This window comes from Erwinia sp. HR93, from assembly GCF_034555055.1.
Taxonomy (GTDB): Bacteria; Pseudomonadota; Gammaproteobacteria; order Enterobacterales; family Enterobacteriaceae; genus Apirhabdus; species Apirhabdus apintestini.
This window is the reverse complement of sequence record NZ_JAXUDP010000001.1, coordinates 3,415,607-3,441,869: the sequence shown is the minus strand read 5'-3', so window position 1 is coordinate 3,441,869 and position 26,263 is coordinate 3,415,607. Positions and strand designations below refer to the sequence as shown.

Annotated in this window: 24 protein-coding genes; 13 read left to right on the top strand and 11 right to left on the bottom strand. The window is 50.8% G+C overall.

Annotated elements, in window-relative coordinates; translation table 11 throughout:
* Nucleotides 1–11: 11 nt before the first annotated feature.
* Nucleotides 12–1,169 (bottom strand): NapC/NirT family cytochrome c, encoded by a 1,158-nt coding sequence (locus SFA31_RS16065; protein ID WP_322838897.1) that lies wholly within the window; start codon nucleotides 1,167–1,169, stop codon nucleotides 12–14.
* A 499-nt stretch (nucleotides 1,170–1,668) separates the two neighbouring features.
* Nucleotides 1,669–3,402, bottom strand: coding sequence for an arginine--tRNA ligase (gene argS, locus SFA31_RS16060; RefSeq protein ID WP_322838896.1), 1,734 nt, complete (start codon nucleotides 3,400–3,402; stop codon nucleotides 1,669–1,671).
* Between the two features lie 309 nt (nucleotides 3,403–3,711).
* Here argS and SFA31_RS16055 point away from each other — a divergent pair, with 309 nt between their 5' ends.
* The gene (locus SFA31_RS16055; RefSeq protein WP_322838895.1) at nucleotides 3,712–4,287 is read left to right on the top strand and encodes a VOC family protein; all 576 of its coding nucleotides are present in this window, start codon (nucleotides 3,712–3,714) and stop codon (nucleotides 4,285–4,287) included.
* A gap of 58 nt (nucleotides 4,288–4,345) precedes the next feature.
* The gene (gene cutC, locus SFA31_RS16050) at nucleotides 4,346–5,083 is read left to right on the top strand and encodes a copper homeostasis protein CutC (protein ID WP_322838894.1); all 738 of its coding nucleotides are present in this window, start codon (nucleotides 4,346–4,348) and stop codon (nucleotides 5,081–5,083) included.
* Nucleotides 5,084–5,202: 119 nt separating this feature from the next.
* On the opposite strand, the gene SFA31_RS16045 is transcribed toward cutC, so the two are convergent.
* Nucleotides 5,203–5,358, bottom strand: coding sequence for a hypothetical protein (locus tag SFA31_RS16045; RefSeq protein WP_322838893.1), 156 nt, complete (start codon nucleotides 5,356–5,358; stop codon nucleotides 5,203–5,205).
* Between the two features lie 909 nt (nucleotides 5,359–6,267).
* Here SFA31_RS16045 and SFA31_RS16040 point away from each other — a divergent pair.
* On the top strand, nucleotides 6,268–6,765 hold the full coding sequence (locus SFA31_RS16040; RefSeq protein WP_322838892.1) for a hypothetical protein: 498 nt from the start codon (nucleotides 6,268–6,270) through the stop codon (nucleotides 6,763–6,765).
* Between the two features lie 395 nt (nucleotides 6,766–7,160).
* Here SFA31_RS16040 and cmoB read toward each other — a convergent pair whose 3' ends face one another.
* The 5 genes from cmoB to SFA31_RS16015 form a co-directional block, all read right to left on the bottom strand.
* Nucleotides 7,161–8,135: a tRNA 5-methoxyuridine(34)/uridine 5-oxyacetic acid(34) synthase CmoB gene (gene cmoB, locus SFA31_RS16035; protein ID WP_322838891.1), complete on the bottom strand. Its 975-nt coding sequence runs from the start codon at nucleotides 8,133–8,135 to the stop codon at nucleotides 7,161–7,163.
* Complete coding sequence (gene cmoA, locus SFA31_RS16030) at nucleotides 8,132–8,875, bottom strand: carboxy-S-adenosyl-L-methionine synthase CmoA (protein ID WP_322838890.1); 744 nt, start codon at nucleotides 8,873–8,875, stop codon at nucleotides 8,132–8,134. Before cmoA ends, cmoB begins: the two co-directional genes overlap by 4 nt.
* Before the next feature lie 37 nt (nucleotides 8,876–8,912).
* A complete protein-coding gene (locus tag SFA31_RS16025; protein ID WP_322838889.1) occupies nucleotides 8,913–9,308 on the bottom strand; it encodes an MAPEG family protein in 396 nt (131 codons plus the stop codon).
* 76 nt (nucleotides 9,309–9,384) lie between these two features.
* On the bottom strand, nucleotides 9,385–10,203 hold the full coding sequence (locus tag SFA31_RS16020; protein ID WP_322838888.1) for a DUF72 domain-containing protein: 819 nt from the start codon (nucleotides 10,201–10,203) through the stop codon (nucleotides 9,385–9,387).
* 3 nt (nucleotides 10,204–10,206) lie between these two features.
* Entirely contained in the window at nucleotides 10,207–10,773 is a 567-nt protein-coding gene (locus tag SFA31_RS16015; RefSeq protein WP_322838887.1) for a hydrolase, read from the bottom strand.
* Between the two features lie 324 nt (nucleotides 10,774–11,097).
* Here SFA31_RS16015 and aspS point away from each other — a divergent pair, with 324 nt between their 5' ends.
* The 6 genes from aspS to ruvB all read left to right on the top strand — a co-directional run bounded on the left by aspS (nucleotide 11,098) and on the right by ruvB (nucleotide 16,409).
* On the top strand, nucleotides 11,098–12,870 hold the full coding sequence (aspS, locus tag SFA31_RS16010; RefSeq protein ID WP_322838886.1) for an aspartate--tRNA ligase: 1,773 nt from the start codon (nucleotides 11,098–11,100) through the stop codon (nucleotides 12,868–12,870).
* Between the two features lies 1 nt (nucleotide 12,871).
* Entirely contained in the window at nucleotides 12,872–13,354 is a 483-nt protein-coding gene (gene nudB, locus SFA31_RS16005; protein ID WP_322838885.1) for a dihydroneopterin triphosphate diphosphatase, read from the top strand.
* Nucleotides 13,338–14,087: a YebC/PmpR family DNA-binding transcriptional regulator gene (locus SFA31_RS16000; protein ID WP_322838884.1), complete on the top strand. Its 750-nt coding sequence runs from the start codon at nucleotides 13,338–13,340 to the stop codon at nucleotides 14,085–14,087. Before nudB ends, SFA31_RS16000 begins: the two co-directional genes overlap by 17 nt.
* Nucleotides 14,088–14,157: 70 nt before the next feature.
* Nucleotides 14,158–14,679 carry a crossover junction endodeoxyribonuclease RuvC gene (ruvC, locus tag SFA31_RS15995; RefSeq protein WP_322838883.1) on the top strand — a complete coding sequence of 174 codons (522 nt, stop codon included), beginning with the start codon at nucleotides 14,158–14,160 and terminating at the stop codon, nucleotides 14,677–14,679.
* Nucleotides 14,680–14,781: 102 nt separating this feature from the next.
* Nucleotides 14,782–15,393, top strand: a complete 612-nt coding sequence (gene ruvA, locus SFA31_RS15990) for a Holliday junction branch migration protein RuvA (protein ID WP_322838882.1) — start codon at nucleotides 14,782–14,784, stop codon at nucleotides 15,391–15,393.
* Nucleotides 15,394–15,401: 8 nt separating this feature from the next.
* The gene (gene ruvB / locus SFA31_RS15985) at nucleotides 15,402–16,409 is read left to right on the top strand and encodes a Holliday junction branch migration DNA helicase RuvB (protein ID WP_322838881.1); all 1,008 of its coding nucleotides are present in this window, start codon (nucleotides 15,402–15,404) and stop codon (nucleotides 16,407–16,409) included.
* Nucleotides 16,410–16,878: 469 nt separating this feature from the next.
* Here the strand turns inward: ruvB and znuB are convergent, their stop codons facing one another.
* On the bottom strand, nucleotides 16,879–17,664 hold the full coding sequence (gene znuB / locus SFA31_RS15980; RefSeq protein WP_322838880.1) for a zinc ABC transporter permease subunit ZnuB: 786 nt from the start codon (nucleotides 17,662–17,664) through the stop codon (nucleotides 16,879–16,881).
* Entirely contained in the window at nucleotides 17,657–18,415 is a 759-nt protein-coding gene (gene znuC, locus SFA31_RS15975; protein ID WP_322838879.1) for a zinc ABC transporter ATP-binding protein ZnuC, read from the bottom strand. The genes znuB and znuC overlap by 8 nt, the downstream gene beginning before the upstream one ends.
* A 78-nt stretch (nucleotides 18,416–18,493) precedes the next feature.
* Between znuC and znuA the strand changes: the two genes are divergently transcribed.
* From znuA to lpxM, 3 genes are all read left to right on the top strand, one after another.
* Nucleotides 18,494–19,426 carry a zinc ABC transporter substrate-binding protein ZnuA gene (znuA, locus tag SFA31_RS15970; RefSeq protein ID WP_322838878.1) on the top strand — a complete coding sequence of 311 codons (933 nt, stop codon included), beginning with the start codon at nucleotides 18,494–18,496 and terminating at the stop codon, nucleotides 19,424–19,426.
* A 15-nt stretch (nucleotides 19,427–19,441) separates the two neighbouring features.
* Nucleotides 19,442–20,761 carry a murein DD-endopeptidase MepM gene (gene mepM, locus SFA31_RS15965; protein WP_322838877.1) on the top strand — a complete coding sequence of 440 codons (1,320 nt, stop codon included), beginning with the start codon at nucleotides 19,442–19,444 and terminating at the stop codon, nucleotides 20,759–20,761.
* A 112-nt stretch (nucleotides 20,762–20,873) separates the two neighbouring features.
* A complete protein-coding gene (lpxM, locus tag SFA31_RS15960) occupies nucleotides 20,874–21,851 on the top strand; it encodes a lauroyl-Kdo(2)-lipid IV(A) myristoyltransferase (RefSeq protein WP_322838876.1) in 978 nt (325 codons plus the stop codon).
* A gap of 802 nt (nucleotides 21,852–22,653) precedes the next feature.
* Here the strand turns inward: lpxM and pyk are convergent.
* Nucleotides 22,654–24,096, bottom strand: a complete 1,443-nt coding sequence (gene pyk, locus SFA31_RS15955) for a pyruvate kinase (protein WP_322838875.1) — start codon at nucleotides 24,094–24,096, stop codon at nucleotides 22,654–22,656.
* Nucleotides 24,097–24,594: 498 nt separating this feature from the next.
* Here pyk and zwf point away from each other — a divergent pair, with 498 nt between their 5' ends.
* Nucleotides 24,595–26,070, top strand: a complete 1,476-nt coding sequence (zwf, locus tag SFA31_RS15950; protein WP_322838874.1) for a glucose-6-phosphate dehydrogenase — start codon at nucleotides 24,595–24,597, stop codon at nucleotides 26,068–26,070.
* The last annotated feature ends 193 nt before the right edge of the window (nucleotides 26,071–26,263 follow it).

The following is a 26,263-nucleotide window of genomic DNA, read 5'->3' as shown; positions in this document are numbered from 1 at the left end:
TTGATGGCTCCTTATTTATTCTCTGACGAAGTTTTAGGCATATCGCTGGCGTGTTGCTGGACATACTGCGTCAGCACGCGCAATTGTTCCTGACTCAGCGATGTGCGCGGAGCCATACCTTTTACTACGCCGATCCACTGGTTGGCATTAAAGCGATCGAGCGCCGTTAGCCCGTGGCAACCGGTACAGTTGGCAGACATCATATCGGCGGCGTAACGCCAGATTTTGTCGCGATCGCTGATGAGTTGCTGCTGTGGAACCCAAATTGTCAGCGCCACCTTATGCCAGATAAGCCCGGTGTCATCATCCTTACTGGTTTCCTGTGTTTTAAGCCGGGCGCGCGCTTTTTCATCTAATAGCGCGCTCAGGATGCGTTTCCCTTTTGCCGCATAAAAGACTTCTTTGACGCCGTCCTGCTGCCAGCCGCTAACTTCGGCCTGCACCATTTCACCATCACGCGTAATGACGCGCAGTGACGTTGAAGGCATCAGATTGCCGTCATTGTGCTCAGTTTTATCTTTCGTGAGCCAGAAAGGCTGCGTAGAAATCGCGTAGAGCGTAGTGGCCGTTTTCGGCGTATGGGCCGCTGCGGAAGAGAGCTCGCTGGCACCCGCGGCGGCCAGATTGCTCATATCGGGCAGAATATGTGCGACGCCTTTATGGCAGTCAATACACGTTTGGCCTTCTTTAATCGCGACGGGATGCTGCTGACGCGCTTCTGCACTCTGCGCCAGGATGTCCATAGCCTGAAAGCTGTGACATGAGCGGCAGGTTGCCGAATCGCTAGCTTTTAATGTTTTCCAGACGCTTTGCGCCATCTCCAGCTTGTGCGCTTCATATTTTTCCGGGGTATCAATTTTCCCGGTCATTTCGCCCCAGACATCTTTCACGGCCATTATTTTTGTTTTCATGTAATCGAGTGGCTGATGCGGGACGTGGCAATCGGCGCATTCAGCGCGTATGCCGCGGGGGTTTTGAAAATGGATGCTGCCCTGATATTCCGCCAGCGGGCGCTCCATGGTATGGCAGGACACGCAAAATTCGGTATCGCTGGTTTTGTGCATAACGGTAGCCCCGCCTGCCAGCAGTGCGGCTCCCAGCAGAATTCCGACCACCAGAATCCATAGCCATCCCAATCGACGGCCAGATGAAAATTTACTCTTGCTCATAAGTTATCCCTTAAAAAATAACGGCTGCGGAAGGTCACGTTGAGTCTGGCGCAGACCAAAAAATCCATACCATTGTAAAGTATTATTATTTTATCTCCCATAGGGAGTAGATGGTTTTTTGGGGATTATCTGATTTTTTTATTCAGAAATGCCGATCCGGACAGAAATGCGCCATGAGGAATACGCAATGTTGCCCCACAGTTTGATTTCTTTGAAAAAACGGCGTTATGTAAGAATTAATAACGGTTAAATTGCGCCCGTAAGCGATAGCGGGAGTGCGCGTTGTATCAGAGGGAATATCGGGGATTAAACCTGCATATGCTCTAAAGAGAAGGTGAATCTGAGGATCTATACGCGGCGGCGTATCACACAGGCGGGGCGGTGATTTAGCTCTGGCGTGTTAGATGTAGCTCGCCGGGCGCAAATTATGCATTGGGCAAGTATCCAGAAACTGGCCCTGCGAGTGCAGGGCCGATTAATGTGAGTTATCGGGTATACATTACATCCGTTCAACGGTTTCGATGCCCAGAGTATCTAACCCTAACTTCAGCGTCTTAGCGGTCAAATGCGCCAGTTTCAGGCGGCTTTGACGAACGGCATCGTTTTCTGCGCTTAAAATAGGGCAGTGTTCATAAAAACCGGAGAACAGACCCGCCAGATCGTATAGATAAGCGCACATCACGTGCGGCGTACCGTCGCGTGCCACAATTTGTAGCGTTTCTTCAAACTGCAGCAGGCGGGCAGCCAGCGCCGCTTCACGATCGTCGCTGATATGCACCGGCGACGTTAAATCGCCTTCACTCACGCCGGCTTTACGAAATACGGAAAGCACGCGCGTATAGGCATACTGCATGTACGGTGCCGTATTCCCTTCAAAGGCCAGCATATTGTCCCAGTCAAAAATGTAATCTGTGGTACGGCTTTTTGAGAGGTCGGCATATTTGACGGCACCGATGCCGACGGTATTGGCCAGCCGTTCAAGCTCTTCAGTCGGCATATCCGGGTTCTTTTCCGCAACCAGGCGACGAGCGCGCTCCAGCGCCTCGTCCAGTAAATCGGCAAGCTTAATTGTGCCGCCGCTGCGGGTTTTAAAAGGGCGCCCGTCTTTACCCAGCATCATACCGAACATATGGTGTTCCAGCGGCACGCTTTCAGGGACATAACCGGCTTTGCGTACGATGGCCCAGGCCTGAAGTAGATGCTGGTGCTGACGTGAATCGATGTAATACAGCACCCGATCGGCATGCAATGTTTCATAACGATATTTGGCACAGGCGATATCGGTAGTCGTGTAAAGGTAACCGCCGTCTTTTTTACGTACGATAACCCCCATAGCGTCGCCTTCCTTGTTTTTAAATTCATCAAGGTAGACCACCAGCGCGCCTTCACTTTCTACCGCCAGCCCCTTAGCCTGCAGATCGGCGACGATTTCGGGCAGCATTGGGTTATAGAGGCTTTCGCCCATCACATCGTCCTGAGTCAGCGTCACATTCAGGCGGCGATAGGTGAGCTGGTTCTGCTCCATAGTGATATCTACCAGCCTGCGCCACATTTTCAGGCAATATTCGTCGCCGCCCTGTAACTTCACCACATAGCCGCGGGCGCGCTCAGCGAAGGCGGGATCTTCGTCGTAATTTTTCTTCGCTTCACGGTAAAAATTTTCCAGATCGGCAAGCGCCATATCGCCAGCATTTTCATTTTGCTGCTTTTCCAGATAGGCGATAAGCATACCAAACTGCGTCCCCCAGTCGCCGACGTGATTCGCTCGAATAACGTGATGGCCCAGAAAGGAGAGCGTCCGCACAGCGGCATCGCCAATAATAGTGGAGCGTAAATGCCCGACATGCATCTCTTTGGCTACATTCGGCGCTGAATAGTCAATCACGATGGTTTGCGGTGCTTCAACGCTGGCAACGCCGGCACGCTCGTTGGCGAAAGCGGTTTCGATATGCCCGGCGATAAAGCCTCTGTCGAGAAAAATATTAATAAATCCGGGCCCGGCGATTTCAACTTTGGCGGCAATCCCGTCTAAATCCAGATGCGCAATCGCCTGCTCAGCTAACTGTCGCGGCGCCATGCCAAGCTGTTTAGCAATCGCCATAACGCCATTTGCCTGATAGTCACCAAACTGAGGCCTGGCCGATTGCCGAACCTGAGGTTCGCAATCGGCATCAGCGCCTGCGCTTATCAAAGCCTGACGGACTTTATCTGAGAGAAGAGCCTGAATATTCACCGGGTTACCTTACTTTTAGCACGCCTTGCGCCGCTGTGCGCAGGCGTGCGCGCGTGGAAAAAACAAAGGCGAAAGTATACTGTATTTCGCGCTCAGCGTCAGCATTCGCGGCGCCTGGCGTTGGGAGAAGAAAATGGGTAGATTAAGCGGCGGATCGGCGATACCCATCGTTTAACCGCACCGGTTATATGCGGGGGCCTGGCCTGCAACGTGCGATGTCGGGTTACCGTCACCGCGTATTGGCCTATGGCTGCGGCGTTTGCCGATAAAAACCACGAGCATCACCTAATGTCATGAAAGGAGCGTGTTATGCGCTGGGATAGTTGTCCGGAACTCCAGGATTTAGCGGTTGATTTGCCGCATTTTGAACGCGCACTTTTATCTCTAACGCGCCGTATTGGTCTCAATATCACGCCGCTATACGCCGATCATATTTCGCTGCGCTGTCATCAAAATAGTACCGCTGAGCGCTGGCGTGCGGGCCTGCTACGCTGCGGCGAATTAATGAATGAAAGCACGATCAACGGCCGGTTGATTTGTCTATTTCGCCTGCGGGAGCCGCTGTGCGTGGCGCACTGGCGCTTTACGCTAATCGAATTGCCCTGGCCGGGAGAAAAACGCTATCCACACGAAGGCTGGGAACACATTGAGATTGTACTGGAGGGCGAGCCGGGTGCATTAAATACGCGCGCGCTGAATTTGCTCAGCGATGAGGGGCTGCGCGAACCCGGTATTAGCGTGAAAATCAGCGCGCCGAAAGGGGCCGGAGAACGGCTGGAAAACCCTACATTTGCGGTTACGGACGGTAAAGTGACGATAAAATTTCATCCGTATGCGCTGGAGGATATTGTCGCCAGCGAACGTGTCCTTTCGGATGACGCATAAACTGTGTTTGTAACATTTAACTAAAACCTGCCAGATAGCGCGCGCGAGTGAGGTTACTATGGTGTTGCTGGAAATTTGTTGTTATGGCCTGGAATGTGCGGTCAACGCAGAGCGGGCCGGTGCCGACCGTATTGAATTATGTAGTGCCCCGAAAGAGGGGGGGTTAACCCCCTCCGTTGGTGTCTTACGCGGCGTGCGCCAGCGTGTATCGATTCCCGTTCATCCAATTATTCGACCGCGAGGCGGCGATTTTTGTTACACCCGCGATGAGTTTAGCGTGATGTTGGATGATATCGCTTTTGTGCGTGATGCAGGGTTCCCGGGGCTGGTTGTCGGCGCGCTTTCCGTAGACGGCGAGATTGATGTTCCACGCATGAAGCGCATTATGCAGGCGGCATCCGGAATGGCGGTGACTTTTCATCGCGCGTTCGATATGTGTCGCGATCCCCGTGCAGCAAGCGATTGTCTCGGAGAATTAGGGATTGCGCGTATTTTGACCTCCGGCCAGCAGCAGAACGCCAGCGCCGGTCTTGAATTAATCAGGGAACTAAATAAGCATTCCGGTGCTCCAATCATTATGGCCGGTGCGGGCGTGCGTCTGGCAAACCTGTCTGAGTTTATCGAAGCAGGTGTCAAAGAAGTCCACAGTTCAGCGGGGATGCAGGAACCTTCCCCAATGCGCTGGCGCCAGAGCGCTGTGTCAATGGCCTCTGGCGAAGTTGCCGACGAATACATGCGCTATCGTGTAGATCCTTCTGCGGTAGCCGCAATGAAAACCGCCCTCGCTGCGAAGTAGCGCGCAGCGACTGACCACACAGCCATTATCGCGCATCCTGTTGCCCAACAATGATGTTTGCAAGTACCAGGCCCCGGGTTTTCCGGGGCTTTTTTCTTTAATCTATTGATTCGCACCGGCTAAGCCCATTCACCCGGCAGCCGCAGCGTTTGGTGGCGCAGTGGCTCATTGAGCACCGCTCTGCTCAATTCGCAGCGATCCCTGGCCGCATCTTCGATATACCGTTTCTCATAAACTGGATTATTCGATAACACCACCGGTCGTTCATCCTGCATCTGTAATCGTTTAACGTGAAAGATACCCGTTAATCCAAAAATAGAGATGCCAGCGATGCTGAGTGGAACACTGAAATATCAACAAACGCTCTGCCGATGATATTTAGCGTGGGCGATATCTTATTGCCGATCGTGACCATTACTTTGCATATTCACTGCAGCCCAGCCAAACAGGGTTTATGCGTGCTGCGGCATAAATTCAATAGCACGTAAAACATGGCTATAAATCGGAAGCTTCATGGGCAGTGAAGGTTACTCCGGCAGAAGGCGCCTCAATCTGAAAGCATTCATTACCAGCAGAGTGCAAATACGGCGCTGTAATACCGTCACCAGTGGGGCACAGCAGGGATGGCGCGAGTGTTTCAATTATTATCACCGGTTTTAATAATTTCTCGCGCCTCAAAATTAATTCGTCATTCACGTATTTGCTTAATGCCTGCGGGGCAAAACCATATATGTTTGGCTATTGCCGCCAGGCGGCGATTGCTTTGCAAAATTTTTTTTCATAAGCCCGGTAAAATGTAATGAAAAGGCTTTACGTACATCCTTCGCCAGAACTATAGCGTTTAATCATATTTCTGCTTAACTGTACTTTCAGTGCTATCTTATAATGTACTAATTATACAATAATGTGATATAAGAACGGGGCGTGAAGCAAATTCTACTGGTTGACGCTTTGTTTTAATTCTGCAATTTCTTACATTTTATTTCGGATAAATGGCCGATGTATAACAATGTATATTAGTAATTTGATTTTACTTGTATAACGAATAACTGTGCCTTTCTACTTTTGTAATACATAAAATACAATAAAGGAGTTAATAATGAAGTTAAAACTGTTCACCGTAGTGATGGTTTGTATTGTACTTGCCGGTTGCACAACGCTGTATTATCGCTAAGGCATAAATAATGCGTAATGTATTAATTACTTTATGCGCGGTGAGTCTCGCAGGATGTATTAATGTGTACGGGCCAGTGAAAACCGGGATGCAAGATGCACCATCGGATATGCCCTCTGCTGGCATGAGTGCAGGCGCTCAGGCTGCCAAAATCGGTAACCGCAAACCTGATGAACTGTTTAATGCAGTAACTCAGCATTATCGGGAAAAAGGGCTGAATAGTACCGTTGAAGATAGCGGCACCGGGATTATCGCCGCCGCTGGCGATGATCCGGAGTTGAGCGCGCAGTATCTGGATTGTTCAATGTTAAGTCAGACGCAAAATATTCAGGAACACTATCGTATTGTGACGCAGGTATGGTCGGCCGGCGAGGGAAGCAATATCGCGGTTAGCGTTACGGGCGTAGCTGGCCTGACCGCGCCCGATGGAAATGACAAAGTAAAACCGGTTGAATGCAAATCTACCGGTGTTTTTGAAAGAGACTTGCTGGAGCGTCTTAAGAAATAAAGTGGATGAATATTCTACATCTGCAAATATAACTTTCATTAGGAACATACAAGGGAGTGCGATTGTGGTTATTTAATAATGAGCAATTTTCTTAATTACAATTAAGATTCCTTTATGGCTGCTATTTAATGCCGTTATTATAAATGGAATGACATGGCCATTTTGTATGACCATGTCATTTTCATGCTATTGGTTTAGAAATATTACCCGCTTTAATTGTTATAGCTGTGCATACATTAATCAGAATATTATGCATCGGACATCCTATTAAATATATACATTAGGCGCACTTATTCCGCGTGTCACTATAGTGTAGTGACCAATAATCGCGCATAAATTATCGGGATACTAACAACCGGATATTCCACTAAGCCTGGTCTATCCGGGAGGTGCTATTATTCTGGTTTTTTGGCGATAATAATGGCGCGCTGGGGGGCCGGGTATCCTTCTCGCGTAAGGGTTGGGTCCTGGGGATTAAGAAACTCCGCCAGCGATTCGGTTTCCATCCATGTGGTACGCCGCTGCTCCTGCGTTGTTGTTACGCTGCAGTCAACGATGCGCACATCGATAAAGCCGCATTTCTCCAGCCATAATTTAATGGCCGGCGCAGAGGGAATAAACCAGACATTCCGCATTGCGGCGTAGCGCTCGCCCGGCACCAGCACGGTTTGTTCATCGCCTTCCACAACCAGCGTTTCCAGAACTAATTCGCCGCCGCTGACAAGCTGATCTTTGAGTTGCCAGAGATGATCCAGCGGGGAGCGTCGATGGTAGAGCACGCCCATTGAAAAGACAGTATCAAACGCGGCCACCGGCGGAAGTTGCTCGATACCTAAAGGCAACAAATGCGCGCGGTCGTCGCTGCCCAACAGTTTACGCACCGCTTCAAACTGACATAAAAAAAGCGGCGTGGGGTCGATACCGACGGCAAAATGCGCGCCGGCGCCAATCATTCGCCACAGGTGATAGCCGCTGCCGCAGCCCACGTCCAGAATCGTGCGCCCCGCGAGCGGCGAGAGGTGCGGCAGCACGCGCTCCCATTTCATATCCGAGCGCCATTCAGTATCAATGTCGATACCGTAAAGGGAAAATGGCCCTTTGCGCCAGGGCTTGAGGCCGTGCAGCAGGCGCGTAATGCCGGTTTTTTGGCCTTCAGATAACGGCGATGCACTTTCAGCAATAACGCCGTGCAGTAAATCCAGCCTGTATGGCGTCATCAGCGGCAGATGCTCAATGGTGTTTTGCCAGGCTTTGAACTGGCCGTGACGTGTTTCACGCTGCCACTGCGCAATTAGTGCAGGGACGGTTTCAAGCCAGGGGGCCAGAGGCGTAACGGTGATTTGCTGCCAGAAGCGGGCGAATTCAGTCATGCCGTTTCCTCAGGTTTTAGGGCGACCAGCGAAGCAAAATTAAAGCACTGAAACCACAGCCCGGAGTGGGCAAATCCTGCGAGGCGCAGCCGCCGCTGATGGGCTTCGATGGAATCCGTCAGCATTACATTTTCCAGCATGCTGCGCTTTTGGCTAATTTCGAGTTCGCTGTAACCGTTCGCACGCTTAAAGTCGTGATGCATATCGAACAGAAGATCGCCAATGGTTTGATCCTCAAAACTTAATTTTTCTGAAAGCACCAGCGCACCGCCGGGTCGTAGCCCCTGATAAATGTTGTTCAAAAGTTGCTGGCGATCTTCTGGCTCTAAAAATTGAAGCGTGAAGTTAAGTACCACCAGCGACGCATTCTTAATTTCAATGTGGCGGATATCAGCTTCGATAACCTCTACCGGCGTATTGGCCTTAAATGCGCTTAAATGCCGGCGGCAGCGTTCAACCATGGCCGGAGAATTATCCACGGCGATTATCCGGCAGCCGTCATGTGCAATATTGCGACGAATGGAAAGCGTAGCTGCACCTAACGAACAGCCAAGATCGTAGATATTGCTGGCAGGCTGAACAAAGCGTTCGGTGAGCATGCCTATCATAGAAATAATGCTGGAATAACCAGGCACCGAACGTTGGATCATATCAGGAAAGACTTCTGCGACGCGTTCGTCGAACGTCCAGTCTCCCAGTTTATCTATCGGCGCTGAGAATAGCGTATCGCGGTTAGACATAGCGTAATCCGGAATATCGAAAGGGCGATATTGTGCGTTAATGGAGGACGAAAACCAACTCCCATGGCATAAACCTAAGGTTTGCAACGATCATGAGCAGCAGAGCGCCCCAGGTTGCATTCATGCCAAGCCGCCGCCAGCGGACCAGGCGATTATGAAAACCGTAATAGTGCATCAGGCGCCCGGCGATCATTAGGCCACCGCAAATATGCACCATCCAGGTTTCCGCGCCGTTCATTTCCATTAATAGCAGTAATAGAATTGCGACGGGAATATATTCTACGGCGTTGCCGTGAACGCGAATTGCGCTTTGCAATTCGGTAAATCCGCCGTCGCCGTAAGAGACGCGGTACACTCTGCGCAGGCGAACGACGTCGTAGGAAAATTTAATTAACAGTAACGCACCTAATACGGCATATAGCGCGCTAACCATAGCGTCTCCATGAAAAATCTTAATGATAGCAGCCCCATAATAGACTGCCGGGCGACAACTGTCGCTATTGCTATTCCTAAAATAGCGATGCCTGAATAGGAAATTTGGGGGCAGGCCCAAGCGAGGGAAATTGGGAAAGCAAGAGCGGCCATAGCGCATCAATTAAAGCAGGCGCGTGGGCGATATCCGGAGTATGCACGAACAGCCACGGTGAGCCTGCGCTTTCCCATTGCGCAAGTTTCTCAAGCCAGGAAGAAAAAAGTTGGGTATTCAGTGCCACATCTTCGCCACCGATAAAGCGTATTAACGGCGCACCCGCGGTGGCAATTGCATGAACCGGCAGCCGGGGCTTTTTACGCTGGGCTTCCCGCAGGGCGATGCTGGAAGGAGGTGATGTGTGTACAGGGCGGCTATCCAGTATCACGCGGTTAACTTTTCTGTCACGCAGCCCGCGATTAAGCGCGCGTTCCGCTTCGCCCTTCGCGAAAAAGTCGGGATGACGCACCTCCACGCCATAGCTAAATGCCGCGGGCAGGCTATCCAGGAATTGAAACAGCGCCGGAAGATTATCGGGAGCGAACGTTGCCGGAAGCTGAAGCCAGTATTGCCCAATACGGTGCGCCAGCGGCGATAAACGGGTAAAAAACTGCTGTACTAGCGCATCGCAGTCGCGCAGCCCGGCCTGATGAGAAATAGTCGCCGGGAATTTAAAACAGAAACGAAAATTATCGCTGGTCATATCGCGCCAGCGCGCGACATGCTCTGGCGAAGGGAGTGCGTACAGCGTCGTGTTCCCTTCAACGCAGTTAAAATAACGCGCGTAGTCTGCCAGGCTGTTTATTCCCAGGCGACCCCATCCGGGGTGAGACCACTGCGGCAGGCCGAGATAAAGCACGGATTATAATGCGTTCACAATTTCATCGACGCGGCTTATCCGGGCGATGCGGGGGAAAATATGCGTCATACTGTTTTGGTGCTGTTCGGCGCTGGCGGCGCTGCAGGCATCTTCGGCAATAATCAGATTAAAACCGAGTTCCCAGGCGTGACGAGCGGTAGACTCGACGCCAATATTAGTGGAAATACCACACAAAATAATAGTTTCTATGCCCCGGCGGCGAAGCTGTAGCTCAAGTTCCGTACCGTAAAATGCGCCCCACTGGCGTTTAGTTATTTCAATATCGCTTTCGCGTGCGCCAAGCGCGACGGGATAATGCCACCACTCTTCGGGCAGCGCTTTCGCAGGGGCGGGGGCGTCTACCGGCTGTTTTAACGCATCGGCAAAGTCGGTTGACCAACCCACACGCACCAGCGCGACCGGTGAACCGATGCTGCGACATTTCTCTGCCAGACGCGCTGCGCGTGCAACCACATCTTCGGCCGCGTGCGGGCCGCCTGCGAAGGGTAAAATACCTTCCTGCAAATCGATAACAACCAGTGCGGTTTTCTGTGCATTGAGCTGTAGCATAATGACTCCGTAGACACTTTTTCTTTTGATTTAACGGCGCTACCTTACCGGTAAAACCGATAGTGTGGTTTACACTTTTTGTTAATTTTTGTGTGAATAATGCGCTGAATAGATGAAACCTGGGCCAATAAAAGAGGCGAACGCAGGCAAATTTGGAAAAAACACGCGCCGCGAACGCGCGGCTGGCGGCTTCGGGCTTATCTCAACGTTGAAATTCCAGTATAATGCCCGCCTTTTTATATCAAATGTGACAATCGACATAAAGCCGCGTCGCGGTGCCTGTTAGCAGGCTGCCAGCCCCTGCGGCAAGTTAAAGGATATCTCATGCGTACAGAATATTGCGGGCAGCTACGGTTGTCCCACGTGGGGCAGCAAGTGACGCTTTGCGGTTGGGTGAACCGCCGTCGCGATCTCGGGAGTCTCATTTTCATCGATATGCGCGATCGTGAAGGGATTGTGCAGGTATTCTTCGATCCGGATCGGGAAGAGGCATTTCAACTGGCATCCGAGCTGCGTAATGAGTTCTGTATTCAAATAACCGGCACGGTACGCGCGCGCGAGGGGCGTAACGTCAACGGCGATATGGCGACCGGCGAAGTAGAAGTGTTTGCCACTGAACTGACCATTATTAATCGTGCGGAACCGCTGCCGCTGGACTCGAATCAGGTTAATACAGAAGAAGCGCGCCTCAAGTATCGTTATCTCGACCTGCGTCGCCCTGAAATGGCCCAGCGTTTGAAAACGCGCGCGCGTATTACCAGTTTCGTTCGTCGTTTTATGGATGACCACGGCTTCCTGGATATTGAAACGCCGATGCTGACCAAAGCGACGCCGGAGGGCGCTCGTGATTACCTGGTGCCAAGCCGGGTACATAAAGGTAAATTTTATGCCTTGCCGCAGTCTCCGCAGTTATTCAAACAATTGCTGATGATGTCCGGCTTCGATCGCTATTACCAAATCGTGAAGTGTTTTCGCGATGAAGATTTGCGCGCCGACCGTCAGCCGGAATTTACCCAAATTGATGTGGAAACCTCTTTCCTGACGGCGCCGCAGGTGCGCGCAGTGATGGAAAGCATGGTGCGTCAATTATGGCAGGAAATTAAAGGCGTAGATTTAGGCCCGTTCCCCGTCATGACCTTCGCCGAAGCAGACCGCCGCTACGGCTCTGATAAACCCGATTTGCGTAACCCGATGGAATTAGTCGATGTCGCCGATCTTCTGGCGCAGATTGAATTTAAGGTTTTCTCCGGGCCGGCTAACGACCCGAAGGGGCGCGTTGCCGCGCTGCGCGTGCCCGGCGGCGCTCAACTGAGTCGTAAGCAAATTGATGATTACGGCAAGTTCGTGGAAATCTACGGCGCGAAAGGGTTAGCGTATATTAAAGTCAATCAGCGCAGTGCGGGCATTGAAGGCATTACCAGCCCGGTGGCGAAGTTTTTAGATGCAAATATCGTTGAAGCGATTCTGGTGCGCACTCAGGCAGAAGATGGCGATATTATATTCTTCGGCGCCGATAAAGCGCGCGTGGTTTCCGATGCGCTAGGCGCGCTGCGTTTGAAGCTCGGCAAGGAATTGCAACTGACCGATGAAAGCGCCTGGGCGCCGCTGTGGGTTGTCGATTTCCCCATGTTTGAAGAAGACGGCGAAGGCGGCCTGGCCGCAATGCACCATCCGTTCACCTCGCCGCGCGATATGACGGCGGCGGAGCTGCACGCCCAGCCGGAAACCGCCATTGCCAACGCTTACGATATGGTAATCAACGGTTATGAGGTGGGCGGTGGCTCCGTACGTATTCATAATACTGAGATGCAACAGACGGTATTCGCTATTCTCGGCATTAATGAACAAGAACAGCGTGAAAAATTTGGCTTTCTGTTAGATGCGCTGAAATTCGGCACGCCGCCGCACGCCGGTTTGGCCTTCGGCCTCGATCGGCTGGTAATGCTATTAACCGGCACCGATAACATTCGTGACGTTATCGCGTTCCCGAAAACCACGGCGGCCGCCTGTCTGATGACTGAAGCGCCAAGCTTTGCAAACGATGCGGCGCTGAAAGAGCTAAGTATCACCGTGGTGAAAAAAGGCGAGAACGGCTGATATGCCTTATAAGCGCCCCGTTTCGGTATTGGTAGTTATTTATGCTCAGGATACCGGGCGGGTGCTGATGCTGCAGCGGCGCGATGATCCTGCTTTCTGGCAGTCGGTTACCGGCAGCCTGGAGGCAGGCGAAAGCCCGCGGCAAACCGCGCTGCGTGAAGTCATGGAAGAGGTGGCTATCGATATTAACGGCGAGCACTTGCCGCTTATCGATTGCCAGCGCCGCGTGGATTTTGAAATCTTTGCGCATTTGCGCCATCGCTACGCGCCGGGAGTGCAGCGAAATACCGAATCCTGGTTTTTGCTGGCATTACCCCACGAGCGCCCGGTTACCCTTAGTGAACACCTGGCGTGGAGGTGGCTCGATGCCCGGGAAGCCGCAGCGCTTACCCGTTCATGGAGTAACCGGCAGGCGATAGAAGAATATGTGATTAATTGCGCCTGTAATGGCGATTCTGGAGAGAAATATGGCAGGCCACAGTAAATGGGCTAACACCAAACATCGTAAAGCGGCGCAGGATGCTAAGCGCGGCAAGATCTTTACCAAAATTATTCGTGAACTGGTGACCGCCGCGCGTTTGGGCGGCGGTGACATCGCGTCCAATCCCAGGCTGCGGGCAGCCGTAGATAAAGCGCTGTCTAACAATATGACGCGTGATACCCTTAATCGTGCGATTCAGCGCGGGGTGGGCGGTGATGACGATGCGAATATGGAAACCATCATCTATGAAGGCTACGGCCCTGGCGGTACGGCGGTGATGGTTGAGTGCCTGAGCGATAACCGTAATCGCACCGTTGCTGAAGTGCGCCATGCGTTTAGCAAATGCGGCGGCAATCTTGGCACAGACGGCTCGGTCGCCTATCTGTTTAGTAAAAAAGGTGTGATCTCCTTTGCGCCAGGTGCTGCGGATGAAGATGCCGTAATGGAAGCGGCGCTGGAAGCCGGCGCGGAAGACGTTATCTCTTACGACGATGGTGCTATTGATGTTTACACCGCGTGGGAAGAGATGGGCGCGGTTAAAGACGCGCTGGACGCTGCGGGGCTGAAGGCCGAAGCGGCGGAAGTGGCGATGATCCCTTCAACCAAGGCGGACATGGATGCGGAAACTGCGCCTAAACTGCTGCGGCTGATTGATATGCTGGAAGACTGCGATGATGTTCAGGAAGTTTACCACAACGGCGAAATCTCCGATGAGGTAGCGGCCACGCTGGAATAATGGTGGCTGTCATCGTTATTAGCCGTAGTGAGGATATTTGCTTCGGCGCGAAACGGGGTCCGGAGAATAAATGGCAATAATCCTTGGCATTGACCCCGGCTCCCGTATTACCGGTTATGGCGTGATTCGCCAGGAAGGGCGCCAGCTACAGTATCTGGGCAGCGGCTGCATTCGTACTCGGGTGGATGATTTACCTGCGCGGCTCAAGTTGATTTATGCAGGCGTTACGGAAATTATCACTCAGTTTCAGCCCGATTTCTTCGCCATAGAACAAGTGTTTATGGCGAAGAATGCGGATTCGGCGCTTAAACTGGGGCAGGCGCGAGGAGTGGCGATTGTCGCCGCCGTTAACGGCAGCCTGCCGGTATTCGAGTACGCAGCCCGGCAGGTGAAGCAGACCGTTGTTGGCACCGGTGCCGCGGAAAAAAGCCAGGTCCAGCATATGGTGCGCAATCTGTTGCGATTACCGTCTAATCCGCAGGCAGATGCCGCAGATGCGCTGGCGATTGCGATTACACACTGTCACCTCAGCCAGAACGTTGTGCAACTGGGGGCAGGGCGTTTGAATCTGGCGCGCGGCAGGTTACGATAAGAAAAGGCTGGATATGCGTCCAGCCTTTTTTATATGATAAGCGCTGGCATTAGCCGTATTACCGGGGAAGCCCGTCGAAATGTACTGACGCAGGAGCAAAACGTGATTGGTAGACTCAGGGGCATTGTCCTGGAAAAACAGCCGCCGTTAGTGTTACTGGAGGCGGGCGGTGTAGGATATGAAGTCCATATGCCTATGACCTGCTTTTATGAATTGCCGGATGTCGGTAGCGAAGCGGTGGTATTCACGCATTTTGTTGTGCGTGAAGATGCGCAATTACTGTTTGGCTTTAATAATAAGCAAGAGCGCACGCTGTTCCGTGAATTAATAAAAGTGAACGGCGTAGGGCCAAAGCTTGCGCTGGCGATACTGTCTGGCATGTCCGCCCAGCAGTTTGTGAATGCGGTGGAGCGGGAAGAGCCGGCATCGCTGGTTAAATTACCGGGCATCGGTAAGAAAACCGCAGAGCGTTTAGTTGTCGAGATGAAGGATCGCTTCAAAGGTATGCACGGTGACTTGTTCACGCCGGCCGCGGACCTCACGCTTAGCGCCCCGGCAAGCCCGGTGAAAGATGACGCTGAAGCAGAAGCCGTTGCGGCGCTGGTGGCATTAGGCTATAAGCCACAGGAAGCCAGCCGTATGATAAGTAAAGTCGCCCGCGGTGACGCCGATAGTGAAACGATGATTCGCGATGCCCTACGCGCAGCGCTATGAGGTAAACAATGATTGAAGCCGACCGCCTGGTCTCTCCGGACATTAGCGTGCAGGAAGATGTGGCTGACCGTGCAATACGCCCGAAACTACTGTCTGAATATGTGGGGCAGCCGCAGGTGCGTTCACAGATGGAAATCTTTATCCAGGCGGCAAAACTGCGCGGCGATGCGCTCGATCATTTATTGATTTTTGGCCCTCCTGGTTTGGGTAAAACAACGCTTGCGAATATTGTCGCTAATGAAATGGGCGTTAATTTGCGCACAACGTCCGGGCCGGTGCTGGAAAAGGCGGGTGATTTGGCTGCAATGCTTACCAATCTTGAACCGCACGATGTTTTATTCATTGACGAAATTCACCGCCTTTCGCCCGTTGTGGAAGAGGTTTTATATCCGGCGATGGAAGACTATCAGTTGGATATCATGATAGGTGAGGGGCCAGCGGCCCGATCTATCAAGATAGATTTGCCTCCTTTTACGCTGGTCGGTGCTACTACCCGGGCAGGTTCTTTGACGTCTCCACTGCGCGACCGCTTTGGCATTGTGCAGCGGCTGGAGTTTTATCAGGTCGCGGATTTGCATCATATCGTGCAGCGCAGCGCGGGCTGCCTGGGGCTGGATATGGATGATGAAGGCGCCCTCGAAGTGGCGCGTCGCGCGCGGGGAACGCCGCGTATTGCGAACCGCCTGTTGCGGCGCGTGCGAGATTTTGCCGAGGTGCGACATAATGGCGCGATTAACGGTGACATTGCCGCGCAGGCCCTGGATATGCTTAACGTTGACGCGGAGGGTTTCGATTATATGGACCGTAAACTTTTGCTGGCAGTATTGGATAAGTTTATGGGCGGGCCGGTTGGGTTAGATAATCTGGCAGCCGCTATTGGCGAAGAGCGTGAGACTATTGAGGACGTTCTGGAACCTTATTTAATCCAACAAGGTTTTTTACAGCGCACACCGCGCGGGCGCATGGCGACGCCTCGCGCCTGGACACACTTCGGCATAGTTCCGCCTTCGGCCTGATTTAAGCGAAGCGCGCAAAAGCGAAAAGCCCATATAGCAAACTCCTGGCTATCAGCGATGAAACCCTTCCAACGTTCACGACTTTAGTGACGGACAGTAAGATTAATGAGTTAGCATTCGCGCGTTGAGCCCGATAGGTCACCGCTATTTTTATTTTCGCTAGTACGCTGCTGCCCCGTAAGCGGTGAGAAGTGGCTGTTGTTATCTGCCGGGTTAGTAAATGCGATTTGCCGGCAGGATATGCTGTCGAAAATGATACTTTGGTGGCCGGCTGAGCCGCTCTTTGCGATAGATCTGACGCCAGATATACTCACGGCGACGCCGTCGCCGCATACATGTACATCCTTAGGGGCCATTCCATTTAATTAACGTCAGAATACGTAATAAATACACCTGAAATAGCCCTAAAGCTGCTGCTCCGCTCGGCCTATGCTGTTTGCAAGGCTGAGCAGAGAATAAATGATGTCCTTCAGATTTTTTGAGGGCGAATGAGGCTAATAATAAAAAGCAGCGCGGCAACCAGAACGACAGATGGCCCTGCCGGTGTGTCCCATTGCGCAGAAAATGCCAACCCCCCCGTGACCGCGAGCATGCCAATAATTACAGCATTGCCTGCCATTTGTTCCGGCGTGCGAGCAAAGCGGCGCGCGGCGGCAGCGGGAATAATCAACAAGGAGGTAATAATTAACGCCCCAACAAACTTCATGGCGACGCCAATAGTTAGTGCGGTGACCAGCATTAAAAGCAATTTTACTCGCTGCAATTTTACCCCGTCGACAAAGGCCAGTTCGGGGCTGATGGTCATTGACAGAAGGTTACGCCACTGCCAGATAAGAATGCCAACCACCGCCGTGACGCCAATAGCAATAGCGATAAGATCGTCCGGGGTAACAGCCAGCAAATCACCGAATAAATAAGCCATCAAATCAATACGAATATTGGCCATTAGACTGACCACGACTAACCCTAGCGAAAGTGCGCTGTGCGCCATAATGCCGAGAAGTGTATCGATGGCGAGGTGCGGCCGCTTTTCCAGCCAGACCAGCCCTAACGCCAGTAACAGAGTTACAATAATCACTGCCCAAAATGGATTCACGTCGAGCATAAGGCCGAATGCGACGCCAAGGAGCGAGGCGTGAGCCAGAGTGTCGCCGAAATAAGACATGCGACGCCAGACGACAAAAGCACCCAGCGGGCCGGCTGCGCAGGCGATCAGGATTCCGGCCAGCCAGCCGGGAAGCAGTAGTTCAATCATGGCTGTTCGCCTCTTTACGCAAAATTATTTTTCCTTGTAAATCATGGCGATGATTATGATGATGCCGATAGAGTCCGATTTGTTCCGCTCCGCGTTGCCCAAACATCTCAATAAATTGCGGATGCGTTGAGACCACTTCCGGCGCGCCGCTGCAACAAATATGGTGATTCAGGCACATGACTTCGTCTGTTTTAGCCATCACCAAATGTAAATCGTGTGAAATCATAAGCACCGCACATCCCAGCTCCTGGCGTAAAGCATTAATCAGGTCGTATAACGCAAGCTGTCCGGTTACATCAACTCCCTGAGTAGGCTCATCCAGTACCAGCAACTGCGGCGCGTTGAGCAGCGCGCGGGCCAGTAATACGCGTTGATTTTCACCACCGGAAAGTTTTTGCATGGGAGCGCCGAGTAGATGCTCTGCGTGTACCCGTCGCAGCGCTGGTAAAATATCTGTGCGTTTTACGCCCGGTCGAAGTCGCATAAAGCGCTCTACGGTCAAGGGAAGCGTTGCATCTAAATAGAGTTTTTGTGGCACGTAGCCGATGCGTAAATTTCCGCTGCGTTGAATGCTTCCTTTATCGGGTGCAATTAACCCTAATACTACCCGTACCAGCGTTGATTTCCCTGCGCCATTTGGACCCAGTAGCGTCAATATTTTGCCCGGAGTCAGGGTAAGAGAAATATTCGACAATACGCTGCGGGTACCAAAAGAGACCGAAATGTTTTCCAGTGTGACCAGATTTTTCATAATAAATTTCTGATTGCAGAACGTAGCGAATGTTATAATATCACATTTCTTCGAACCGCTACGATGGATGGTTGCATTATGTTACATAAAAATACGCTTCTTTGCGCTGGTATTCTGACGGCGTTTGGGGGAGGTTTTTGCGTTACGGCTCAGGCAGACGTTGTTACCTCAATAAAGCCTTTAGGTTTCATCGCTGCGGCAATTGCCGATGGCGTCACCGACACCCAAGTGTTACTGCCGGATGGCGCTTCAGAACATGACTATGCGCTGCGACCGTCGGATATAAAACGCTTGCAAAACGCGGAGTTAGTGGTATGGGTTGGGCCGGAAATGGAAGCATTCATGCAAAAACCCGTCGCCCGACTTGAAGGCAAAAAAACATTGGCTATCTCAATGCTAAATGATGTTCATCCTCTACTCATGAAAGGCGATACGCATCATGAGAGTATCCCGAACGCCGATAAAAAAAATGACGAACACCACCACCACGGTGAGTATAACCTGCATATTTGGCTCTCCCCAGAGATAGCAAGGCTTGCAGCGGTTGCAATCCATGAAAAATTAGTGGAACTTATGCCGAAAAGTAAGACCAAACTGGATGCAAATCTGCTGCACTTTGAGACAGAATTAGCGCAAACGGATAAACATGTCGCCAGTGTGCTGTCACCGCTTAAGGGGAAGGGGTATTACGTTTTTCATGATGCCTATGGATATTACGAAAAACAGTATGGTTTAACGCCGCTCGGTCATTTTACCGTTAACCCTGAAATCCAGCCTGGCGCGCAGCGTTTACATGAAATTAGAACACAGTTGGTTGAGCATAAAGCGCAATGCGTTTTTGCTGAGCCACAATTCAGGCCGGCGGTCATTGAAGCAGTGGCCAGAGGAACACAGGTACGCATGGGTACGCTGGATCCTCTAGGGACGACCATCCCGGTAGGCAAGAGCGGCTATATGCAGTTCTTGACCCATCTAGCAGGGCAATATGCCGACTGCCTGAAAGGAGATTAATGAGGAAGTGAATACGTGCAACAGATAGCCCGCTCTGTCGCTCTGGCATTTAATAATTTGCCGCGACCCCACCGCGTGATGCTAGGGTCGCTTACCGTTCTTACCCTGGCAGTCGCCGTATGGCGACCCTACGTTTATCACCCTGAAGCTTCGCCGATTGTGAAGAGTATTGAGCTTGGGAAAAATGATATGCGTTCCTTGCTTCCTGAGGCCAGTGAGCCAATCGATCAGGGTGTTCAGGAAGACGAAGCGATTCCCCAGGACGAACTTGATGATAAAGTTGCTCCTGACACTGGCCTACACGAATATATCGTGTCCACTGGCGATACGCTTAGCAGTATCCTGAATCAGTATGGTATCGATATGGGCGAAATTGGGCTGCTTGCCCAGGTCGACAGGGATTTGCGTAACCTAAAAATAGGGCAACAGCTCTCCTGGACGCTGACTAATGATGGCGATTTAAAAAGCCTGACCTGGGAAATGTCTCGCCGTGAAACCCGCTCCTATGTTCGTGCGGGAGATACTTTTCGGATGACGCGGGAAACGCAGCAGGGTGACTGGGTGAATAGCCTGATTAAAGGCACTGTCGGCGGAAGTTTTGTTTCCAGCGCTCGCGACGTTGGCCTGACGCGTACAGAAATTAACGCGGTAATTAAAGCTATGCAGTGGCAAATGGATTTCCGCAAACTTAAAAAAGGCGATGAATTTGCGGTACTGATGTCCCGCGAAATGTTGGATGGCAAGCGCGAGCAAAGCCAGTTACTGGGTGTACGTATTCGTGCCAGTGGCAAAAATTACTATGGAATACGCGCCGAAGATGGTAAATTTTACGATCGCAGTGGCTCCGGGCTGGCAAAAGGCTTTTTACGTTTTCCAACCCAGCGTCAGTTTCGGGTATCGTCAAACTTTAACCCGCGCCGGCAGAATCCAGTTACAGGGCGTATCGCGCCGCATCGCGGCGTAGATTTTGCCATGCCTCAGGGAACGCCTGTTATGGCGGTGGGCGATGGCGAGGTTGTTATCGCTAAACGTAGCGGTGCAGCGGGATATTACATTGCAATCCGCCACGGACGTTCTTATACAACGCGCTATATGCATTTGAAAAAACTGTTAGTTAAGCCGGGGCAGAAAGTGAAACGGGGTGAACGTATTGCGCTTTCCGGCAATACAGGGCGCTCTACCGGCCCGCATTTGCATTATGAAGTGTGGATTAACCAGCAGGCGGTAAACCCATTAACAGCCAAACTTCCGCGTTCTGAAGGCTTAGCCGGTAAAGATCGCCGTGAATATCTGGCTCAGGTGAAGGACGTTATGCCGCAGCTGCGTTTGGACTAACCTTTGATAAATGAAAAGCCGGTCTTCAAGGCCGGCTTTTCTTTTTCTTAGATTGGGTAAACGCTAAAATAATAACGAAGAAGTAATAACCTTTGGCGGTGGCTTATACTGCATGGAAAAAGAAACAACCTCAAAAAGCGAATTTATCCCCAGGTTTCAAAACGCCTTTTTACATCCTCGTTATTGGGGTTCCTGGCTAGGAGTTATTGCATTTGCCGGGCTGGCGCTCACGCCGCCCGCGGTGAGGGATCCTTTGCTTGGCGCTATTGGCCGTGTTGCAGGTAAAGTAGCGAAAAGCGCGCGTCGTCGGGCGCGTATTAACTTATTGTATTGCTTCCCTGAGATGGCGGAACCGCAGCGTGAAGCGATCATTGATGGAATGTTTACTACGGCGCCGCAGGCGATGGCATTGATGGCTGAGCTTGGCGTGCGAAACCCACAGCGGGTGATGAAACGCGTGCGCTGGCACGGTAAGCCTATCATTGATGAGCTCTGTGCCCAAAACGAGCGCGTAATTTTCCTTGTGCCTCACGGTTGGGCTGTCGATATCCCTGCTATGCTGATGGCCGCTGGCGGTCAGAAAATGGCAGCGATGTTTCACAATCAGGGTAACATGCTATTTGATTATATCTGGAACCGCGTTCGCCGCCGCTTTGGTGGTCGTATGCATGCCCGTAATGATGGTATCAAGCCGTTTATTAGCTCGGTGCGACAGGGCTACTGGGGATATTATCTCCCGGATCAGGATCACGGCGCTGAGCATAGCGAGTTTGTGGATTTTTTCGGCACCTATAAAGCGACGCTGCCCGCTATTGGGCGCCTTATGAAAGTCTGCCGGGCGCGCGTGGTGCCTCTTTTTCCTGTCTATAATGGAAAAACACACTGTCTGGATATTTATGTACGCCCGCCGATGGATGATTTAGCGCAGGCGGATGATAATACTATTGCGCGCCGAATGAATGAAGAGGTTGAGATTTTCGTGGGGCCGCATCCTGAGCAATACACATGGATTTTGAAGCTATTGAAAACGCGGCTTAAGGGAGAAATACAGCCTTATAAGCGAAATGATTTGTGGCCTAAGGATAAATAACCAGAACGCGCCTCATATGAGGCGCGCTAATTTAATTCTCAAGCGCAGAGAAATATAGAATAAAACGGCGCTGGTTTATTTATAATAATCAGACAAGATGTCTGTCTACTTAGAGATTCTGTTAAAGAAGGGGAATAATAAATATTTTTTCCTAAATTCTCTTTTCTGGAAAGTCTTAGGGTTGCTAATTATTTAAAATAACCACTGGCAGATGTTTTAAGCTGAAACGTTTTCTCTTCCCGGTGAAGAAGACGGCGGCAACTGCATAGATGTCATTCAAAATGACACTTTGTTCATGCAGTCATATCTATGGCTGCGTTTTAAGCAGTGATTCGCGTTGAATGTCCCATGAAAGAAGATGTTATGAGAAAATTAGTTAATAATATATTTGAAATACAGAGTGTAAAATACTGGAATACCTTCTCCATGCGGGAGAAATAAACGTTTTAGCGCTGAGGTAATAACGTAAAAGATAACTTATGCGCGTAACATTTTATATATTTCGAATTCTTTCAGACTGATTAACCTATCATTTATCAGGTAAGCATTTTGAGCTGTATTAATGTACGCTAAGCATTAATGAGTGAGAGTTTAAATAAGAGAGTTTTACTTGGTATTTTCGCCTGCATTAAGAGGGTGAACTCAGCTTTTCGCTTCAGTATGCGAGGCAGAATTTAGGAGAAATAATGGTTTTATATATCAGTTTTATCTGTAGATATAAAATTTACCATGCGTGCCAACAATGGGATTAAAAACCGTCTGACATTTCAGACGGCGGATTACGCATGAACGTTATTAGTTTCTATTCAACGGTTAATAAACGGACTGTATTGGTACTGCCAATGGTGCTCATTACATCTCCCTGAGTCACGATAACACGATCGCCTGGCATCAGGTAGCCCTTGTCGCGCAGGCGGTTTACTGCATCCTGGGCCGCTGCAACGCCATCGTTTTCGCTATCGAAATAAACGGGGGTGACACCGCGGTATAGCGCAGTAAGATTCAGAGTGCGTTCATGTCGTGACATCGCGAAAATCGGGAGGCCGGAACTGATACGCGAAGTCATTAAAGCGGTACGTCCGGATTCTGTCATCGTAATAATCGCGGTAACGTCTCGCGTATGATTTGCAGCATACATGGCAGACATTGCAATCGCCTCTTCTACATTATCGAACTGGATATCAAGGCGGTGCTTAGAGACATTAAGACTGGGGATTTTTTCTGCGCCCAGACAAACGCGCGCCATTGCTGAGACGGTTTCTGAAGGATATTGTCCGGCGGCAGTTTCCGCTGAAAGCATGACGGCATCTGAACCATCAAGTACGGCGTTGGCCACGTCCATGACCTCTGCGCGCGTGGGCATTGGGTTGGTAATCATTGACTCCATCATCTGCGTGGCGGTAATCACTGCGCGGTTCAGGCGTCTTGCGCGCCGGATAAGGTTTTTTTGTATACCCACCAGTTCTGGATCGCCAATTTCTACGCCCAGGTCGCCGCGGGCGACCATCACCACATCCGATGCGAGAATAATATCGTCCATAGCCTCATCGCTGGCGACGGCTTCAGCTCGTTCAACCTTGGCGACAATATGCGCATCGCAGCCGGCATCGCGGGCGAGTTGGCGAGCGTAATTAAGATCTTCACCACAGCGTGGGAAGGAAACGGCCAGATAGTCCACGCCTATTTTCGCTGCAGTAAGAATATCGGCTTTATCTTTTTCAGTCAGCGCCTCGGCAGAAAGACCGCCGCCAAGTTTATTAATCCCTTTATTATTAGAAAGCGGACCGCCGACGGTGACTTCGGTAAATACCTTCATCCCCTGAACGTCAAGCACCTTTAACTGAACGCGCCCATCGTCAAGGAGTAAAATATCGCCGGGTACGACATCTGCAGGTAACCCTTTGTAATCAATACCAACCTTTTCTTTATCGCCTTCACCTTTTTCAAGATTGGCATCCAGCAAAAATTTATCGCCAATGTTTAAAAAGACTTTCCCTTCTTTAAATGTGGATACCCGAATTTTTGGTCCTTGAAGATCGCCTAAGATAGCAACGTGGCGACCTAATTTTGCCGCGATTTCACGAACTTTGTTTGCCCGAGCGAGATGGTCTTCGGCTGAACCGTGTGAAAAGTTCATACGAACCACATTAGCGCCTGCGGCAATAACCTTTTCAAGGTTATTATCGCGATCGGTCGCCGGGCCGAGGGTGGTTACGATTTTCGTTCTGCGTAGCCGTCTTGACATTGAATACTCCATTGGCTGAAACATTTCAGGCGTGTGGGAAGAGGCGTATATGAATAGTGCCCCACGACTTACTGACAAGGTAACTTAACGTATGCATGAGTTACAGTTTTTCTATCAAAGCGCGATTCAGCAAGCGCTTCTTTGACTCGCTTCAAGTTATTCCTGAATTATTATCAGTGCGTCTTACGAGACGTGATCGAGCTAATATTCTTGCCCGGTATCGTGGCTAAGTGAAAGGGCCGATCGTTTCATTAAAGGTAAACTGGGCAGGGCAGATATTAACGAAATCGCTACAAAGACGGTATTATGCGCGAGCATAATGACGGGTGGAAACACGTTATAAAGTATACAAAGACGGCGCCCGTGCGCCAGAATCTCGGTTTCTCTACCAAACGGCACGCGCTGTATTCCGATTCTGATACAAAATGAAGTACAGTGCTGCCAACAAAATGATAATTCAGCCCGGGGAATCGGGGCTGTGGCAACGAGGAGAATAACATGGCGCAAACGCAAACCTCGCAGGCGTGCGATCTGGTCATTTTTGGCGCAAAGGGCGATCTTGCGCGTCGGAAATTGCTGCCTTCATTGTACCAGCTTGAAAAAGCCGGCCAAATCCATCCTGACACGCGCATCATTGGCGTCGGGCGCGCCGAATGGGATAAAAAAACGTACACCGGCGTAATACGGGAAGCGTTGGAAACCTTTATGAAGGAGGAAATTGACGAAGCGCTGTGGGATAAACTTAGCGCACGGCTTGATTTCTGTAATCTGGATGTAAACGACAAAGCGGGTTTTGTTCGCCTTGGAAAACTGTTAGATCAAAAAAATCGCGTAACAATCAACTACTTTGCTATGCCGCCCAGCACCTTTGGAGCCATTTGCAAAGGGCTGGGGAGTGCGAAATTAAATACCAAACCCGCGCGGGTGGTTATGGAAAAACCGCTGGGTACTTCGCTTGAAACCTCACAAGAAATTAACGATCAGGTAGGGGAGTTTTTTGACGAAACTCAGGTGTACCGCATCGATCACTATTTGGGTAAAGAAACGGTATTGAATCTCCTGGCGCTGCGGTTTGCAAACTCACTGTTTGTCAATAATTGGGACAATCGCACAATCGATCACGTTGAGATTACCGTTGCGGAAGAAGTCGGTATTGAAGGGCGGTGGGGCTATTTCGACCAGGCGGGCCAAATGCGCGATATGGTACAGAACCACTTGCTACAAATACTTTGTATGATTGCTATGGCACCGCCGTCAGATTTAACCGCCGATCATATCCGCGATGAGAAGGTTAAAGTGCTACAGGCATTACGGCGCATTGATCGCGCTAATGTGCGGGAAAAAACGGTTCGTGGTCAATATACTTCCGGCTTTGCGCAGGGGAAAAAAGTGCCGGGCTATCTTGAAGAGGAAGGGGCAAATAAGAGCAGTAGTACGGAAACATTTGTCGCGATTCGCGTCGATATTGATAATTGGCGCTGGGCCGGAGTTCCATTCTATTTGCGCACGGGAAAACGCCTGCCCGCTAAATGTTCGGAAGTCGTGGTGTATTTTAAAAGCCCGGCGTTAAACCTGTTTAAAGAATCATGGACCGATTTGCCGAATAATAAGTTGACTATTCGTCTGCAGCCAGATGAAGGCGTGGATATTCAGATCCTGAACAAAGTGCCAGGCCTTGACCATAAACATAATTTGCAAACTACAAAGCTCGATCTGAGCTATTCAGAAACCTTTAATCAAACGCATCTGGCTGATGCATACGAGCGCCTGCTGCTGGAAACAATGCGCGGTATTCAGGCGCTATTCGTGCGCCGGGATGAAGTAGAGGCCGCGTGGAAATGGGTTGATTCTATTACCGAAGCCTGGGCGGCCGATAACGATGCGCCTAAACCTTACCAGGCTGGCACCTGGGGGCCGGTTGCTTCTGTGGCGATGATTACCCGTGACGGACGCTCGTGGAATGAATTTGAGTAACAGATAACCCTCTGGTATGTGATTTAATAATCATTATTTTACCGGTAACATGATCTGATTCACCCATTCGCTAATTTTTTTCTATTAAAGCCTCGCATTGATTCACCGGCGAGGTTTTTTTTATTACACTAGCTGAAGCGATTCTGCTTCTGGTATAAAAGCATTCAGAGGTAGGTGGTAAGATTTTTATAAC

Bases quoted from the DNA above. Each gene is read 5' to 3' on its own strand.
- SFA31_RS16065 (WP_322838897.1), bottom strand. From the start codon at position 1,169: ATGAGCAAGAGTAAATTTTCATCTGGCCGTCGATTGGGATGGCTATGG.
- SFA31_RS16025 (WP_322838889.1), bottom strand. From the start codon at position 9,308: ATGGTTAGCGCGCTATATGCCGTATTAGGTGCGTTACTGTTAATTAAA.
- SFA31_RS16055 (WP_322838895.1), top strand. From the start codon at position 3,712: ATGCGCTGGGATAGTTGTCCGGAACTCCAGGATTTAGCGGTTGATTTG.
- pyk (WP_322838875.1), bottom strand. From the start codon at position 24,096: ATGTCAAGACGGCTACGCAGAACGAAAATCGTAACCACCCTCGGCCCG.
- ruvC (WP_322838883.1), top strand. From the start codon at position 14,158: ATGGCAATAATCCTTGGCATTGACCCCGGCTCCCGTATTACCGGTTAT.
- cmoA (WP_322838890.1), bottom strand. From the start codon at position 8,875: ATGTCTAACCGCGATACGCTATTCTCAGCGCCGATAGATAAACTGGGA.
- cmoB (WP_322838891.1), bottom strand. From the start codon at position 8,135: ATGACTGAATTCGCCCGCTTCTGGCAGCAAATCACCGTTACGCCTCTG.
- aspS (WP_322838886.1), top strand. From the start codon at position 11,098: ATGCGTACAGAATATTGCGGGCAGCTACGGTTGTCCCACGTGGGGCAG.
- lpxM (WP_322838876.1), top strand. From the start codon at position 20,874: ATGGAAAAAGAAACAACCTCAAAAAGCGAATTTATCCCCAGGTTTCAA.
- SFA31_RS16045 (WP_322838893.1), bottom strand. From the start codon at position 5,358: ATGCAGGATGAACGACCGGTGGTGTTATCGAATAATCCAGTTTATGAG.
- nudB (WP_322838885.1), top strand. From the start codon at position 12,872: ATGCCTTATAAGCGCCCCGTTTCGGTATTGGTAGTTATTTATGCTCAG.
- cutC (WP_322838894.1), top strand. From the start codon at position 4,346: ATGGTGTTGCTGGAAATTTGTTGTTATGGCCTGGAATGTGCGGTCAAC.
- SFA31_RS16000 (WP_322838884.1), top strand. From the start codon at position 13,338: ATGGCAGGCCACAGTAAATGGGCTAACACCAAACATCGTAAAGCGGCG.
- SFA31_RS16040 (WP_322838892.1), top strand. From the start codon at position 6,268: ATGCGTAATGTATTAATTACTTTATGCGCGGTGAGTCTCGCAGGATGT.
- znuB (WP_322838880.1), bottom strand. From the start codon at position 17,664: ATGATTGAACTACTGCTTCCCGGCTGGCTGGCCGGAATCCTGATCGCC.
- ruvB (WP_322838881.1), top strand. From the start codon at position 15,402: ATGATTGAAGCCGACCGCCTGGTCTCTCCGGACATTAGCGTGCAGGAA.
- zwf (WP_322838874.1), top strand. From the start codon at position 24,595: ATGGCGCAAACGCAAACCTCGCAGGCGTGCGATCTGGTCATTTTTGGC.
- znuA (WP_322838878.1), top strand. From the start codon at position 18,494: ATGTTACATAAAAATACGCTTCTTTGCGCTGGTATTCTGACGGCGTTT.
- znuC (WP_322838879.1), bottom strand. From the start codon at position 18,415: ATGAAAAATCTGGTCACACTGGAAAACATTTCGGTCTCTTTTGGTACC.
- SFA31_RS16015 (WP_322838887.1), bottom strand. From the start codon at position 10,773: ATGCTACAGCTCAATGCACAGAAAACCGCACTGGTTGTTATCGATTTG.